The sequence below is a fragment of the Bacillus cereus group sp. BfR-BA-01492 genome, from assembly GCF_022662815.1.
Lineage (GTDB): Bacteria > Bacillota > Bacilli > Bacillales > Bacillaceae_G > Bacillus_A > Bacillus_A cereus_BD.
On sequence record NZ_JAKUEH010000001.1, the window covers coordinates 29970 to 45738 of the forward strand.

The following is a 15769-nucleotide window of genomic DNA, read 5'->3' on the forward strand; positions in this document are numbered from 1 at the left end:
CTAAACGCCTCCGAATCTGCGCCCTCTCTGTTGAAAGTCAGTAATCGCATGTAGCAAATGTTCCTCGGTAAAATCCGGCCAGTACACATTTGTAAACCAAAGCTCTGTATACGCAATTTGCCATAACATGAAATTACTAATACGCACTTCCCCACTTGTACGAATAAGCAAGTCTGGGTCAGGTAAAGTACTTGTCATTAAATAGGAAGAAATCATTTCTTCATTGATATCTTCTGAACGTACTTTTCCTTCTTCGCTATCTTTCACCATATGTTGCACAGCCGAAACGATTTCATCGCGACTTCCATAGTTTAACGCAAAATTAAGAATTAATCCCGTATTCTCTTTTGTATCTTCCATAGCTTTTTCCATCGCTCTACGCGTATGCGTAGGAAGGCGATCTTTTTGTCCAATTACTCGAACCTGTACATTTTCTTCAATTAGTTCTGGCAAAAATGTACCTAGAAATTCTTCCGGAAGTTTCATTAAATACTCAACTTCCTTTTTTGGTCTTTTCCAATTCTCGGTAGAAAAAGCATAAAGAGTCAACACTTTTACATCAAGTTTACTAGCAAATTTCGTAATCTTCTTTACGACTTGCATCCCTTCATGATGTCCAGCAATACGAGGCATCGCTCTTTTTTTTGCCCACCTTCCATTACCATCCATAATGATTGCAATATGCTCTGGGATATGTCCCTTTTTTGCTTCTTCTATGAGATGGTCAAACGATGTGACTTTTTTACCTTTAAAAAAAGGAAACTTTTTTAACATCATTCATACCCTCCAACAAGCAGACGTATGCCAAAAAGTGTAAAAAGACCCCCTTAAGAAGAGGGTCATATTTGCGAAGGTATCGCTATTACACTTCCATGATTTCTTGTTCTTTGTTTTTTGCGATTTCGTCAACTTTTGCAATATATTTATCTGTTTCTTTTTGGATATCTTCTGTATATCCTCTTAAATCATCTTCTGTGATTTCACCAGCTTTTTCAAGCTTTTTAAGTTCATCGTTACCGTCACGACGAACGTTACGAACAGCAACTTTTGCATCTTCAGCATATTTCTTTACAACTTTCACAAGTTCACGACGGCGCTCTTCTGTTAATGCAGGAAATGCAATACGAATTACTGATCCATCGTTAGAAGGATTTAAGCCTAAATCTGCTTTTAAGATTGCTTTTTCAATATCACCAATAGAAGTTTTGTCATAAGGTTGAATAACAAGTAGACGTGCTTCCGGAACCGTGATGTTCGCTAATTGCACAACTGGTGTTGGTGCACCGTAGTAATCTACTTGTACTTTGTCTAATACAGATGCGCTAGCACGACCAGCACGAACTGTTGCTAATTCACGAGAATAAGCAGCAACTGCTTTTTCCATTTTTTCAGTTGACGATTTAATTACTTGTTGTCCCATGGTTATTTCCCCCTTACAATTGTTCCGATATTTTCGCCTAAAACAGCGCGTTTAATATTTCCTTTTTCCATAATTGAGAATACAATTAATGGAATGTCGTTATCCATACATAATGAAGAAGCTGTAGAATCCATTACACCTAAACCTTCTTTTAATACGTCTAAGTATGTAAGTGATTCATATTTTGTAGCTGTTGGATCAACAGATGGATCTGCGTTATATACGCCATCCACATTATTTTTTGCCATTAAAATAACATCCGCTTCAATTTCCGCTGCGCGCAATGCTGCAGTCGTATCTGTAGAGAAGTATGGGTTACCTGTACCTGCTGCAAAAATAACAACGCGTTTTTTCTCTAGATGACGAACTGCTTTACGACGAATGTAAGGCTCTGCTACTTGACGCATTTCAATTGACGTTTGAACACGCGTTTGAATGCCCATGTTCTCTAAACTATCTTGAAGAGCTAATGAATTCATTACTGTCGCTAACATGCCCATATAATCTGCGCCTGCGCGGTCCATGCCCATTTCACTTCCGATTTTCCCACGCCAAATGTTACCGCCACCAACAACAACAGCAACTTCAACATCAAGTTCTGCAATTTCTTTTACTTGCTCCGCAACTGACTTAATAACAGCTGGGTTAATTCCAAATCCTTTTTCACCAGCTAAAGCTTCACCGCTTAACTTTAATACTACACGATTATATTTCGGTTTCGTCATAATGAACCTCCAATTACTTACATCTTTATTTTAAAAAAGGGAACACAATGTGTTCCCTAATCTGTATTAGTTGTTACCTTTTACTTGGTTCATTACTTCTTCGGCAAAGTTGTCTTCACGCTTCTCAATACCTTCACCAACAGCGTAGCGAACAAATCCTTTTACTGTTCCGCCTTTAGATTCAACGAACTGACGAACTTTCATATCAGGGTTTTTAACGAATGCTTGGTCAAGTAAGCAAATCTCTTCGAAGAATTTACCTAGGCGACCTTCAACCATCTTAGCAACGATTTTTTCTGGTTTGCCTTCATTAAGAGCTTGTTGAGTTAATACTTGACGCTCATGTTCAACTTCTTCAGCTGTTACAGCATCGCGGTCGATATATTTAGGGTTAACTGCTGCAACGTGCATTGCTACATCTTTAGCAGTTTCTTCATCAGTAGTACCTTCAAGAACTGTTACTACACCGATGCGTCCGCCCATGTGTAGGTAAGCACCGAATGCATCCGCATCAGTTTTTGATACAATTTCAAAGCGACGAAGAGTAAGTTTTTCACCAATTTTTGCGATTGCTTCGTTGATGTGCTCTTCTACTGTTTTACCGTTCTCATATGATTGAGCTAATGCTTCTTCAACAGTTGCAGGCTTGTTAGCTAATAAGTGAGCTGCTAATTCTTTTGTTAAAGTTTGGAAACCTTCGTTTTTCGCAACAAAGTCAGTTTCAGAGTTTAATTCTAAGATTAAAGCTTCGTTACCTTTTGTTTCGATATAAGTTAAACCTTCAGCAGCGATGCGGTCTGCTTTTTTAGCAGCTTTAGCAATTCCTTTTTCACGTAAGAAATCAATTGCTTTCTCCATATCGCCATTCATTTCTGTTAAAGCTTTTTTGCAGTCCATCATACCTGCGCCAGTTTTTTCGCGAAGTTCTTTTACCATTTGTGCAGTAATTGCCATACTTTTCATCCTCCTAAAATATGTATTTATACCTTAAAAAAGGTGATAAAAGGCCGAACCCCTTATCACCTTTCCAAATTTGTTACGCAGTAACAGTTTCTTCACCTTGTTTTGCTTCAAGGATCGCGTCTGCCATTTTAGATGTAAGAAGTTTTACAGCACGAATTGCATCATCGTTTGCTGGGATTACGTGATCGATTTCGTCTGGATCACAGTTTGTATCAACGATACCGATGATTGGAATGTTTAATTTGCGTGCTTCAGCAACGGCGATACGCTCTTTACGAGGGTCTACTACGAATAATGCACTTGGAAGACCTTTCATATCTTTAATACCGCCTAAGAATTTTTCAAGACGCTCTAACTCTTTTTTAAGTTGAACTACTTCTTTCTTAGGAAGTACATCGAATGTACCATCTTCTTGCATTCTTTCGATGTCTTTAAGACGTTTAATACGTTTTTGGATTGTTTGGAAGTTTGTTAACGTTCCACCTAACCAACGTTGGTTTACGAAGTACATACCAGCACGAGTTGCTTCTTCTTTAATAGCTTCTTGTGCTTGTTTTTTTGTACCTACGAATAAAATGTCGCCACCTTCAGCAGCGATGTTACGCATTACGTTGAAAGCTTCTTCAACTTTTTTCACAGTTTTTTGTAAGTCGATGATGTAAATACCGTTACGCTCTGTGAAAATGTAACGTTTCATTTTTGGGTTCCAACGACGTGTTTGATGTCCGAAATGAACACCAGCTTCAAGCAATTGCTTCATAGAAATTACTGACATAATTTAGTTCCTCCTAAATGGTTTTTGATATCCTCCGTTCGCTTCATCTTTAAGTGAAACTACAAGAGTAGCACCAACACTTAAATCAGCAAACGTGTGTACTTTGTACTGACACCACTGATTACTATATCATAATGAAATATCACAATCAAGCCGAAAATACAATCAATGTAAAACTTTCTTTTCACTTCCGATTTCATTCACCATTTTCCCAAATGTAATTACAGTATAGCCACCCTTTTTCTTTTCCAAACTTTATATGAAGTAGAGTGGAAAACTGAAACAGAGAAGTTGCCTTGTCACAGGGCTTCCACCTTAGGATCTCTCCACCAGTTGCCTGTCAGCTACTAGACGACTTGGCTCTCTTTCACCAGCAAGCAGTGCCCAGCTTAGCTAGGCACGCAAAACAAAAAAGCTCTCCTCATTTGAGGAAAGCTTTTTACTTACATTAGTTTGTTTTTAATTTTGCAAGTTCGTGTAAGAATTTATCATTTAATACTTTAATGTATGTTCCTTTCATACCTAAAGAACGTGATTCAATAACTCCCGCACTTTCTAATTTACGAAGTGCATTTACAATTACAGAACGAGTGATTCCTACGCGATCAGCAATTTTACTTGCAACAAGTAAACCTTCTGTTCCGTTTAACTCTTCAAAAATATGTTCAATCGCTTCTAACTCACTATAAGATAGAGAGCTAATCGCCATTTGAACAACAGCTTTACTACGAGCTTCTTCTTCAATTTCTTCTGCTTTTTCACGTAAAATTTCCATACCTACTACAGTTGCACTGTACTCAGCAAGAATTAAATCATCATCTAAGAATTCATTACCTAGACGAGCTAATACTAATGTACCTAGACGCTCACCGCCGCCCACGATTGGCACGATTGTCGTTAAACCTTGCCCGAATAATTCTTTGTTTTCTACAGGGAAAGCTGTATATTCACTATTTACATCTAAGTTTGAAGATGTTTCAGTAATGTTGAATAAGTTTTGTGTATATTCCTCTGGGAATTGACGCTCTGCAAGCATTTGCTTCATACGCTCATTCTCGATTTGTTGATGGATTGCATATCCTAGTAATTTACCGCGACGGCTCACAACGAATACGTTCGCTTCAATTACTTCACACATTGTGTCAGACATTTCTCTAAAGTTTACAGGTTTTCCTGCTGCGCTTTGTAATAAAGCATTTAATTTTCTTGTTTTTGCTAATAATTCCATTTCAAAAGTTCCTCCTACATGTTACTCACATATTTTTCATCACTTGGAAACTAGGGCGAGTCACCTGATGATACTATTACAAAATAAACTGGCTCACATCTTTATTTTTAGCAATTGTCGCTAATTTCTCCTCTACATATTGAGGTGTTATCGTTACTTTTTCTAACGTAATTTCAGATGCTTCAAATGATAAATCTTCAAGAAGTTTCTCCATAATCGTATGAAGTCTTCTTGCTCCAATGTTATCCGTATCTTGATTAACTTGATAAGCAATCTCAGCAATCTTACGAATAGCTTCGTCAGAAAATTCAATTTCTATACCTTCAGTTGCCAACAGTGCTGCATATTGCTTCACTAAAGCATTGTCTGGCTCAATAAGAATTTTCACAAAATCATCTACTGACAATTTCGTCAATTCCACTCTTATCGGAAATCTCCCTTGCAATTCCGGAATCAAATCAGACGGTTTCGACATATGAAATGCACCGGCTGCAACAAATAAAATATAATCTGTTTTTACTGATCCATATTTTGTAGCAACATTTGACCCCTCTACAATCGGTAAAATGTCACGTTGCACACCTTCACGTGATACGTCTACGCTATTCGACTGCTTACCAGCAATTTTGTCAATTTCATCAATAAAAATAATTCCGAGCTGTTCAGCACGATAAACAGCCTCTTGTGTAACTTCATCCATATCAATTAAGCGCTGTGCTTCTTCATTTGTCAAGACTTTTCTTGCTTCTTTTACAGAAAGTTTTCGTTTTTTTGTTTTTTTCGGCATAAAACTTCCTAGTGCATCTTGGAAATTCATCCCCATTTGTTCCATTCCGGTTCCTTGTAACATATCAAACATGGATGACTGTTGTTCTGTTACTTCAATGGATACAATTTCCTCTTCAAGTAATCCAGCAGCAAGTTGCTTTTCAACTTCTTGACGTTTCTTTTCGATTTCTGTATCATCTTGTGATTCAGATGTTTGATTTACATTTTGATTTCCACCAAATAACATTTCTAATGGATTTTTGAATCCTGTTTGTTTTTGGGGGCTTGGCACTAAAATTTCAACAAGGCGTTGATTTGCTTGCTCTTCCGCCTTATCTTTCACCTTTACCATCATCTCTTCTTTCACAATACGAACAGACGTTTCAACAAGGTCTCGCACCATAGATTCTACATCACGACCGACATATCCAACCTCTGTGAATTTTGTCGCTTCAACCTTAATAAAAGGAGCTCCAACAAGCTTCGCCATACGTCGTGCTACCTCTGTTTTCCCGACACCTGTCGGACCGATCATTAAGATGTTTTTCGGCGCAATTTCATCGCGCAAATCTTCCGGTAACTTACTGCGACGATATCGATTTCGAAGCGCAACCGCAACCGCTTTTTTCGCGTCTTTTTGACCAATGATATATTGATCTAATTTTTCCACAATTTGCCGCGGAGTAAAATGTAAATGCATATAAAATGCCTCCCTTACGATTCTACAATTCTTCCACAATTATGTTGTGATTTGTATATACACAAATATCGCCAGCAATCTCTAAACTAGCTTTCGCGATTTCTTTCGCCGTTAAATGTTCGCTCGCATGCCTTTTTAATGCGCGTCCTGCAGCTAATGCATAATGGCCACCTGAACCAATTGCTAAAATACCATCATCTGGTTCTATTACTTCTCCTGTACCCGAAACAAGAAGTAAAGTCGTTTCATCCATAACGATAAGCATCGCTTCTAATTGACGCAGCATTTTGTCACCCCGCCATTGCTTTGCCATTTCAACTGCAGCTCGTTGTAGATTCCCATTATACTCTTCTAATTTCCCTTCAAACATTTCAAAAAGAGTAAATGCATCTGCAACGGATCCTGCAAAACCTGCTAACACTTTTCCTTGAAATAATTTTCGAACTTTGCGAGCTGTATGCTTCATTACAACGGCATTCCCAAGTGTCACCTGTCCATCACCAGCCATGGCACACTTTCCATTATGATGAATTGCAAATATCGTTGTAGCATGGAAATTTCCCATAGAAAAAACTCCTTTTATATGTTTTTCTCGCTTTACAAGCAATTTATGCTCGTGGGTGATGCTTCATGTAAACAGAACGTAATCTTTCTTTCGAAACATGCGTATAAATTTGTGTCGTTGATAAATTTTCATGACCTAATAGCTCTTGTACCGCGCGTAAATCCGCACCTTCATCAAGCATATGCGTCGCAAATGTATGCCGCAGCATATGTGGACTAATTCGCATTGTAAGAGAAGTCTTCTTAATTAGCTCATTTAAAATATAGCGTACACCTCGATCTGTTAACGGCATCCCCTTCGCATTTAAAAACACCATTTGAGAGTATTCCTCTGTTTTTTTAGCTAATTGTTTTCTCCCGTTTTCTATATAAGTAATTAAAGCATCTTGTGCATAACTTCCGAACGGAATATATCTTTGTTTTTTCCCTTTTCCCATCACCAAAATTGTTCCTACTGAGAAATCAATATCTGTAAGCTTTAAAGTCACACATTCACTCACGCGAATTCCCGTTGCATACATAAGTTCTAATAACGCTTGATTTCTTTGCCCTAGCGGCGTCTTCGTATCAGAAACTTCAAATAAGTTCTCTAGCTCTTCAGCGTATAAAAATTTTGGGATTGACCATTCTTTTTTTGGGAGCGACGCAAGTGCAAACGGATTATCTTCTCGGTATCCTTCACGCATCAAAAAACGATATAAACTTCGTAAGCTTGATACTTTCCTTGCGACAGATTTACGGGCTAATTTTTCATCGTGCAATGTTGTTAAATACAACCGAACATCGACGTATGTAACATCTAAAAAAGAGGATATACCTTCTCGTTCCATAAATTGCACAAAATGTTCTAAATCGTTTTGATAACTTGCAATTGTATATTTTGAATAATTTCTTTCAATTTGTAAATATCCAACGAATAATTGTAACAATTTCTTCACATTCACACAAATCACCCCAATAAAGGCTACTAAATCGTATCACAACTCAGTAGCCTTTGCAAGAAATTTAACTAAATATTTACAAAATTTTGAATTGTTTCTAAAGCACGTGTTGCGTATGCTTCATTGCGCTCTTGTTTCTTTTTAATTTTCTTTTCTAGCGGTGCAAATAGACCGAAGTTTGCATTCATTGGTTGGAAATTTTTCGCGTTTGTCGAAGTAATGTAATTCGCCATACTTCCCATTGCTGTCACAGTTGGTAATACAACAGGTTCTTCTCCTTTAAGAAGACGAGCTGCATTAATACCCGCTAATAAACCTGAAGCTGCAGACTCTACGTATCCCTCTACCCCAGTCATTTGACCAGCAAAGAATAAATCATCACGATGTTTATATTGATACGTTGGACGAAGTAACTTTGGCGAATTAATAAATGTATTGCGATGCATAACGCCATAGCGTACAATTTCTGCGCTTTCAAGACCTGGAATTAACTGTAATACCTCTTTTTGCGGTCCCCATTTTAAATGTGTTTGAAAACCTACAATATTATATAGTGTTCCTGCTGCATCATCTTGACGTAATTGAACAACCGCATAAGGTGTTTTACCTGTCTTTGGATCTTCTAATCCGACCGGTTTCATCGGACCGAACAATAATGTTTGTCTGCCTCTTGCTGCCATCACTTCAACTGGCATACATCCTTCAAAGAAAATTTCTTTTTCAAACTCTTTTAATGGTACTGTCTCAGCAGCAATTAACGCATCATAGAAACGGTTGAATTCGTCTTCTGTCATTGGACAGTTTAAATACGCCGCTTCTCCTTTATCGTATCGAGATTTTAAATATACTTTATTCATATCAATACTATCTTTTTCTATAATTGGTGCAGCTGCATCATAAAAATAGAAATAATCTTCACCCGTCAACTCTTTTAATTGCGCTGCAAGAGCTGGAGATGTAAGTGGACCTGTCGCAATAACAGTTGGCCCTTCTGGTATTTCTGTAATCTCTTCATTCATTACAGTTACGTTTGGATGATCCTTCACATATTTTGTTACCTTTGCTGCAAACTCGTGACGATCTACAGCTAATGCTCCTCCTGCTGGTACAGAACATTCATCAGCTGCGCGAATAATGACAGAGTCCATTCGACGCATTTCCTCTTTAATAACTCCCACTGCGTTTGTTAATGTATTCGCACGAAGTGAATTACTACATACTAATTCAGCGAATTTATCTGTATGATGAGCTGGCGTTTGCTTTACAGGTCTCATTTCATATAAATGGACTTGGATACCACGTTTTGCAATTTGATAAGCTGCTTCACTTCCCGCAAGACCCGCTCCAATGACGTTTACTACTTGTGTTGTCATATATATCTATCACCTTTCCTTTTCTTTCCCGAAAAAAATGTGAGCAGTTACGCTCACATTTGTTGTTCTTCTTCATAATCACACGAAATACATTGTACCTGAACGCCTTTTTTCAACTTTTTCTCTACAAGCATTCCTTCACATTTTGGACATTTACGGCCAATTGGCTTATCCCAGGATACAAAGTCACATTCTGGATATGTACTACATCCATAGAAAAGTCGTTTCTTGTTATTGCTTCGACGTTCAATAATTTGTCCTTTTTCACATTTCGGACAAGTTACACCGATTTCTTTTACAATCGGCTTTGTATTACGACAATCTGGAAAATTTGAACAAGCCATAAACTTCCCATATCTACCCATTTTAAAGACCATTGGGTGACCGCATAATTCACAGTCTTCCCCAGCTGGTTCGTCTTTAATCTCTATTTCACGCATTTCCTTCTCCGCTTTCTCTAAACGCGGCTCAAAGCCTGTATAGAAATCATCGACAATTGTTACCCAATTTGCTTTTCCTTCTTCTATCTCATCGAGATTTTGCTCCATATTGGCAGTGAATTCGATATTAATAATTTCTGGGAAAAACTCTAACATAAGTTCAGTTACAATTTCACCTAGTTCAGTAGGAACAAATCGTTTATTGTCTAATGCAACATATCCCCGCTTTTGAATCGTTTCAAGCGTTGGCACATACGTTGATGGTCTTCCAATTCCAAGTTCCTCAAGTGTGCGAACGAGACGTGCTTCTGTATAACGCGGTGGCGGCTGTGTAAAATGTTGCTTCGGTTCTACATCTTTTGAGAATACCGTTTCTCCTACTTCTAAAGGCGGCAACATCTTATCTTTTTCTTCTGCACCATCATCTTTTGATTCCACATACACTTTCATAAACCCTGGGAATTTCACTACAGATCCACTCGCACGGAACTGAACATCATTATTAATGAGCTTTGCTGTAACAGTATCCATTATAGCAGATGCCATTTGACTTGCAACAAATCGCTCCCAAATTAATTTATACAAACGATATTGATCTCGGCTTAGAAAACTTTTCAATTCATCCGGTTTTCTCATTACAGAAGTTGGACGAATTGCTTCATGCGCATCTTGTGCATTCGCTTTTTTTGTTTCCTTCTTCTTCCCTGTTCCTATGTATTCTGAACCAAATGCATCACCGATGTAAGAACGAGCTTCTTCTTGCGCAGTTTCAGAGATACGTGTTGAATCTGTTCTCATATACGTGATGAGACCTACTGTTCCTTGCTTTCCGATGTCCATCCCTTCATACAGCTGCTGTGCAAGCATCATTGTTTTCTTCGCCCGCATATTTAACTTGCGTGCGGCTTCTTGCTGTAATGAAGATGTTGTAAACGGTAAAGCCGGATTACGTTTTCGCTCTTTTTTTGTTACATCTTCAACCGAAAACGCATTATCTTTTATTTTTTCAATTATATCTTTTACTTGCGCTTCATTCGTCAGCTGAACTTTTTCACCATTTACACCGTAAAAAGCTGCTTCAAATGTTTCTTTCCCTTTGACAAATTCTGTTTTAATTGTCCAGAACTCTTCAGGAACGAAACTTTGAATTTCTCGTTCACGCTCAATGATTAACCGAACCGCTACAGATTGTACGCGCCCTGCACTTAATCCTTTTTTCACTTTCTTCCATAATAAAGGACTAATATTATAGCCAACAAGACGATCTAGTATTCGTCTCGCCTGCTGTGCATCTACTAAATCCATATTGATTGCACGAGGGTGTTTAAAGGACTCTTTTATTGCATCTTTCGTAATTTCATTAAACACAACTCGGCAGTCGGACTCAACGTCAACATTTAACGTGTTTGCTAAATGCCAAGCAATCGCTTCTCCCTCGCGATCTGGATCGGCTGCGAGATAGACTTTCTTTGCTTTTTTTGCCGCTGATTTTAACTCTTTTAAAACGGGACCCTTACCACGAATGGTAATATACTTTGGAGTAAAGTTATTTTTTACCTCTATCCCCATTTGACTTTTAGGTAAATCGCGTACATGTCCCATAGACGCGACAACTTTGTATTTTTTTCCTAAATATTTTTCAATGGTCTTCGCCTTAGAAGGCGACTCCACGATTACAAGGTAATCTGACATGCTAGTGCCTCCTTAAGAGGTGGATTCAAGTCTTCATTAATCTTATTGATTTCTCTTGTTTTTGTCAATCAAGAATGAGTATACCATACAGTGCCAATCTATCATTTGTCAATAATTGTTTAATAAAAACATAAAAATATACGGTTAATTTACAAATTCTTCGAGTATATCTGTTGCGTTTTGAACAAGTTTTGCCCCTTGCTGAATTAATTGATTTGTTCCACATGCACTCTCTACAAATATAGGGCCTGGCAGTGCAAATACCTCTCTATTTTGCTCTAAAGCAAAGTCGGCAGTAATAAGTGAGCCACTTCTTGATTTCGCCTCTATAACTAAAGTTCCTTTACAAAGCCCACTTATAATGCGATTTCTTTTAGGAAAATACCATTTTTTTGGCGGATAATGCGGCGGATATTCAGTTAATAGCAACATTTGTTTTTTCCACATTGTATACAAACGATCATTTTCTTTCGGATACATATACTGCAATCCATGTCCTAACACCGCAATAGTCGCTCCTTCCTGCTCTACTGCAATTCTATGAGCCATTGTATCAATTCCGCTTGCAAATCCGCTCACAATTAACCATCCTTTATTTATCAGTGGTTGTAAAATAGATTGTATGCTTTCTTTTGAATATAAAGACGGCTTTCTTGTCCCAACTACTGCGAATGGATCCATTTTCTTTAAATACTCCCTTCGTCCTTTCCCATACAAAATGAAAGGAGGATCTGGTATTTCCCTTAATAAACGAGGATAATCTTTATCCCATATCGTGACATAAAACATTTGATTTTTTTCTAAATGCTGCATACATTGCGGAGGTGTTGATGTTTGAAGAAAATTTACAAGTTCAAATGATAGCTTTGAGGATAATCCTATATACTGTTCAAATTGTTCCGGACTAAATTTATAAACATCTCTTAACTGCGGATCCATATGGAGCAATTTTTTTAATACTTTCCAATGGTCTGCTAAAAAATAGTGCAAATGGAGTAATCGTTCTCGCTTCATAAACATTCTCCTTACCCATAATTTTTATTATGTAAACAAAAAATAGGTAAAAAGACACCCTCAATGAGAAGGTGCCTTTCAAAAAGATTAGTAGTTTTTACAAGTTTCAAATAATCCCTTTTCTTTCAAAACAGAGATTAATGTTTCACCCATTACAGCTGGCGTTTCAGCAACTTTAATACCGCATGCTTCCATTGTTTTAATTTTTTCAGCAGCTGTTCCTTTACCGCCAGAAATAATCGCACCAGCATGACCCATACGCTTACCTGCTGGTGCTGTTTGACCGCCAATGAAACCGACAACAGGTTTTGTCATATTTGCTTTTACCCATTCAGCAGCTTCTTCTTCTGCTGTTCCACCGATTTCACCAATCATAATAACTGCATGTGTTTCCTCATCTTCATTAAATGCTTTTAATGCATCAATAAAATCAGTACCATTAACAGGGTCTCCCCCAATACCTACAGCAGTTGATTGACCAATTCCTGCTTGCGTTAATTGATGCACAGCCTCATATGTTAATGTACCAGAGCGAGACACGATACCTACATGGCCTTTTTTATGAATATACCCTGGCATAATACCAATCTTACACTCGTCTGGCGTAATAATACCAGGGCAGTTCGGTCCAAGTAAACGCGTATGTTTACCTGCCATATATTTCTTCACTTTTACCATATCTAATACAGGAATTCCTTCTGTAATACATACAACTAAATCAAGTTCTGCATCAACAGCTTCCATAATTGCATCCGCTGCAAAAGCAGGTGGAACGTATACAACAGAAGCATTCGCACCCGTCGATTTCACTGCATCTTCTACTGTATTGAATACAGGTACACCTTCGATTTCTGTACCACCTTTACCAGGTGTAACACCACCGACAATTTTTGTACCATATTCAATCATTTGTTTTGTATGAAATAGACCTTGAGAACCAGTAATACCTTGAACAATAACTTTTGTATCTTTATTAACTAATACGCTCATTTTTCTCCCCCGCTTTCTATTAGCCCACTAGTGAAACAATTTTTTGCGCACCGTCTGCCATAGATTCTGCTGCAACAATATTTAAGCCAGATTCATTTAAAATTTTCTTACCTAATTCTACATTCGTACCTTCTAGACGAACAACAAGTGGTAATTCTAATCCTACTTGTTTCGTTGCTTCAACAACGCCTTCTGCGATTACATCACATTTCATAATGCCACCAAAAATATTAACAAAAATACCTTTTACGTTTTTGTCAGAAAGAATAATTTTGAATGCTTCTGTAACTTTTTCAGCTGTAGCGCCACCACCAACATCTAAGAAGTTAGCTGGGTCCCCATGATAATGCTTAATAATATCCATTGTGGCCATCGCTAAACCAGCACCGTTAACCATACAACCGATATTTCCATCTAAAGGAATATAGTTTAAATCATATTTAGAAGCTTCAATTTCTTTTGGATCTTCTTCATCAAGATCACGAAGCTCTAAAATGTCTTTATGACGATATAATGCGTTCGAATCAAAATTTAATTTCGCATCTAGTGCCATAACTTTACCCTCACCTGTTGTAACAAGTGGGTTGATTTCCGCAATAGAGCAATCTTTTTCGATAAATACACGATATAAGCCCATCATAAACTTCACAGCTTGTCCAACAAGCTCTTTTGGGATATTAATATGAAATGCGATTCGGCGCGCTTGGAAGCCTTGTAAGCCTACTGCCGGATCGATATATTCTTTAAAGATTTTTTCTGGTGTTTTTGCTGCTACTTCTTCAATTTCTGTTCCACCTTCTTCAGAAGCCATTAAAACAACTTGAGAAGTTGCACGATCTAACACAAGACCTACATAATATTCTTTTTTAATGTCGCATCCTTCCTCGATAAGTAAGCGTTTTACTTCTTTACCTTCAGGACCTGTTTGATGCGTAACAAGCGTACTACCTAAAATATTTTCCGCATATGTACGAACTTCATCTAAATTTTTCGCAACTTTTACACCGCCGGCTTTGCCGCGTCCACCAGCGTGAATTTGCGCTTTTACTACACATACGTCTGTGCCTAATTCTTTCGCTGCTTCTACAGCTTCTTCTACTGTAAATGCAACCTTCCCGTTCGGAACGCTAACCCCATAGCTTCTAAGGATTGCCTTACCTTGGTACTCATGGATATTCATGGTCCCATCCTCCCCTGTTTTCCTGTTTTACTCAAAAAGTTTTTTAATGTTTAAAAAACATTACATTGCCATTGTATAAAATGATTGCCACCATGTCTACAATAAAGTGTCAGAAAACTGAAATCGCTTTATTCTTTTCGAAAAATAGTAATGTTTATATACGAAAATAAAAAAATAAGCTGTAGATTCACAGCTTATTTTTTATCATGTCTTTAATGGGAGCAAAGGTTTTGCGGTGCTCTTCTAGCACTCCGTATGTCTCGATTGCTTCTAAATGTTGTTTCGTACCATAACCCATATGTTTTTCGAAACCATACTCAGGATATGTTTTGCCAAGCTCTTTCATCATTCGATCACGAGTAACCTTTGCAATAATGGAAGCTGCAGAAATAGAAATACTTCTCGCATCTCCTTTCACAATCGATGTTTGAGGGATAGATGTCGGCAGTTTCATCGCATCGATTAATAAATGCTCCGGTGCATAAGATAAATTGGCAACCGCATCTAACATTGCTTGTTTCGTCGCTTGATAAATATTAATTTCATCAATCACTTGAGGCGAGACAATCCCAATGCCAATTGCAATCGCCTTCTCTTTAATCTCATCATAAAACAGCTCACGCTTTGCTTCACTGAGCTTTTTCGAGTCATTTAGCCCCGGTATATAGAATTCCTCTGGAAGAATGACAGCAGCCGTTACAACAGGTCCAGCTAAAGGACCTCTTCCAACTTCATCTATGCCAGCAATATAGGAAATCCCCTGCTTGCGTAATGCATTTTCATATTTAGACATTTCTAGAAATTGTTCTTTCTCTTCTTGCATTTTCTTTTTCTGTTTTCGCCATTTGGAAATTGCATTTTGAATTCCTTTTCGCTCATCTTTTAATAATATTTGAAAACGCTCATCCTCTTCCGTTACAATGTCTTGCAATAAACAACTTGCTTCTTTAATCGTCCATTTTTCCATACTCTATGCCCTCCTTTTTGAAACACTCA

The 15769-nt window shown here is 37.8% G+C and carries 15 protein-coding genes; all 15 read right to left on the reverse strand.

Annotation, left to right across the window (positions count from 1 at the left end; all coding sequences use genetic code 11):
• Positions 1–777 (reverse strand): isoprenyl transferase, encoded by a 777-nt coding sequence (locus MR063_RS00155; RefSeq protein ID WP_242144546.1) that lies wholly within the window; start codon positions 775–777, stop codon positions 1–3.
• An 85-nt stretch (positions 778–862) separates the two neighbouring features.
• Positions 863–1420: a ribosome recycling factor gene (frr, locus tag MR063_RS00160; protein WP_242144545.1), complete on the reverse strand. Its 558-nt coding sequence runs from the start codon at positions 1418–1420 to the stop codon at positions 863–865.
• A gap of 2 nt (positions 1421–1422) precedes the next feature.
• Positions 1423–2145: a UMP kinase gene (gene pyrH / locus MR063_RS00165; protein WP_012094917.1), complete on the reverse strand. Its 723-nt coding sequence runs from the start codon at positions 2143–2145 to the stop codon at positions 1423–1425.
• A 66-nt stretch (positions 2146–2211) separates the two neighbouring features.
• Complete coding sequence (gene tsf / locus MR063_RS00170; protein WP_242144544.1) at positions 2212–3099, reverse strand: translation elongation factor Ts; 888 nt, start codon at positions 3097–3099, stop codon at positions 2212–2214.
• Positions 3100–3181: 82 nt separating this feature from the next.
• A complete protein-coding gene (gene rpsB, locus MR063_RS00175) occupies positions 3182–3883 on the reverse strand; it encodes a 30S ribosomal protein S2 (RefSeq protein WP_012094919.1) in 702 nt (233 codons plus the stop codon).
• Positions 3884–4331: 448 nt separating this feature from the next.
• On the reverse strand, positions 4332–5111 hold the full coding sequence (gene codY / locus MR063_RS00180) for a GTP-sensing pleiotropic transcriptional regulator CodY (RefSeq protein ID WP_242144543.1): 780 nt from the start codon (positions 5109–5111) through the stop codon (positions 4332–4334).
• Between the two features lie 76 nt (positions 5112–5187).
• Positions 5188–6579, reverse strand: a complete 1392-nt coding sequence (hslU, locus tag MR063_RS00185; protein ID WP_242192666.1) for an ATP-dependent protease ATPase subunit HslU — start codon at positions 6577–6579, stop codon at positions 5188–5190.
• A 22-nt stretch (positions 6580–6601) separates the two neighbouring features.
• Positions 6602–7144, reverse strand: coding sequence for an ATP-dependent protease proteolytic subunit HslV (hslV, locus tag MR063_RS00190; protein ID WP_242144541.1), 543 nt, complete (start codon positions 7142–7144; stop codon positions 6602–6604).
• Positions 7145–7187: 43 nt separating this feature from the next.
• Positions 7188–8087: a tyrosine recombinase XerC gene (gene xerC, locus MR063_RS00195; protein WP_242192667.1), complete on the reverse strand. Its 900-nt coding sequence runs from the start codon at positions 8085–8087 to the stop codon at positions 7188–7190.
• 65 nt (positions 8088–8152) lie between these two features.
• Positions 8153–9457 (reverse strand): FADH(2)-oxidizing methylenetetrahydrofolate--tRNA-(uracil(54)-C(5))-methyltransferase TrmFO, encoded by a 1305-nt coding sequence (gene trmFO / locus MR063_RS00200; RefSeq protein WP_242192671.1) that lies wholly within the window; start codon positions 9455–9457, stop codon positions 8153–8155.
• A 53-nt stretch (positions 9458–9510) separates the two neighbouring features.
• Positions 9511–11589 carry a type I DNA topoisomerase gene (gene topA, locus MR063_RS00205; protein WP_242192673.1) on the reverse strand — a complete coding sequence of 693 codons (2079 nt, stop codon included), beginning with the start codon at positions 11587–11589 and terminating at the stop codon, positions 9511–9513.
• A 144-nt stretch (positions 11590–11733) separates the two neighbouring features.
• Positions 11734–12603, reverse strand: coding sequence for a DNA-processing protein DprA (dprA, locus tag MR063_RS00210; RefSeq protein WP_242192676.1), 870 nt, complete (start codon positions 12601–12603; stop codon positions 11734–11736).
• An 87-nt stretch (positions 12604–12690) separates the two neighbouring features.
• Entirely contained in the window at positions 12691–13593 is a 903-nt protein-coding gene (sucD, locus tag MR063_RS00215; protein ID WP_242144536.1) for a succinate--CoA ligase subunit alpha, read from the reverse strand.
• Between the two features lie 19 nt (positions 13594–13612).
• Positions 13613–14773 (reverse strand): ADP-forming succinate--CoA ligase subunit beta, encoded by a 1161-nt coding sequence (sucC, locus tag MR063_RS00220; protein ID WP_242192677.1) that lies wholly within the window; start codon positions 14771–14773, stop codon positions 13613–13615.
• Positions 14774–14960: 187 nt separating this feature from the next.
• Positions 14961–15740: a ribonuclease HII gene (locus MR063_RS00225; RefSeq protein WP_242192679.1), complete on the reverse strand. Its 780-nt coding sequence runs from the start codon at positions 15738–15740 to the stop codon at positions 14961–14963.
• Between the last annotated feature and the right edge of the window lie 29 nt (positions 15741–15769).

Bases quoted from the DNA above. Each gene is read 5' to 3' on its own strand.
- MR063_RS00155 (WP_242144546.1), bottom strand. From the start codon at position 777: ATGATGTTAAAAAAGTTTCCTTTTTTTAAAGGTAAAAAAGTCACATCG.
- frr (WP_242144545.1), bottom strand. From the start codon at position 1,420: ATGGGACAACAAGTAATTAAATCGTCAACTGAAAAAATGGAAAAAGCA.
- pyrH (WP_012094917.1), bottom strand. From the start codon at position 2,145: ATGACGAAACCGAAATATAATCGTGTAGTATTAAAGTTAAGCGGTGAA.
- tsf (WP_242144544.1), bottom strand. From the start codon at position 3,099: ATGGCAATTACTGCACAAATGGTAAAAGAACTTCGCGAAAAAACTGGC.
- rpsB (WP_012094919.1), bottom strand. From the start codon at position 3,883: ATGTCAGTAATTTCTATGAAGCAATTGCTTGAAGCTGGTGTTCATTTC.
- codY (WP_242144543.1), bottom strand. From the start codon at position 5,111: ATGGAATTATTAGCAAAAACAAGAAAATTAAATGCTTTATTACAAAGC.
- hslU (WP_242192666.1), bottom strand. From the start codon at position 6,579: ATGCATTTACATTTTACTCCGCGGCAAATTGTGGAAAAATTAGATCAA.
- hslV (WP_242144541.1), bottom strand. From the start codon at position 7,144: ATGGGAAATTTCCATGCTACAACGATATTTGCAATTCATCATAATGGA.
- trmFO (WP_242192671.1), bottom strand. From the start codon at position 9,457: ATGACAACACAAGTAGTAAACGTCATTGGAGCGGGTCTTGCGGGAAGT.
- topA (WP_242192673.1), bottom strand. From the start codon at position 11,589: ATGTCAGATTACCTTGTAATCGTGGAGTCGCCTTCTAAGGCGAAGACC.
- dprA (WP_242192676.1), bottom strand. From the start codon at position 12,603: ATGAAGCGAGAACGATTACTCCATTTGCACTATTTTTTAGCAGACCAT.
- sucD (WP_242144536.1), bottom strand. From the start codon at position 13,593: ATGAGCGTATTAGTTAATAAAGATACAAAAGTTATTGTTCAAGGTATT.
- sucC (WP_242192677.1), bottom strand. From the start codon at position 14,773: ATGAATATCCATGAGTACCAAGGTAAGGCAATCCTTAGAAGCTATGGG.
- MR063_RS00225 (WP_242192679.1), bottom strand. From the start codon at position 15,740: ATGGAAAAATGGACGATTAAAGAAGCAAGTTGTTTATTGCAAGACATT.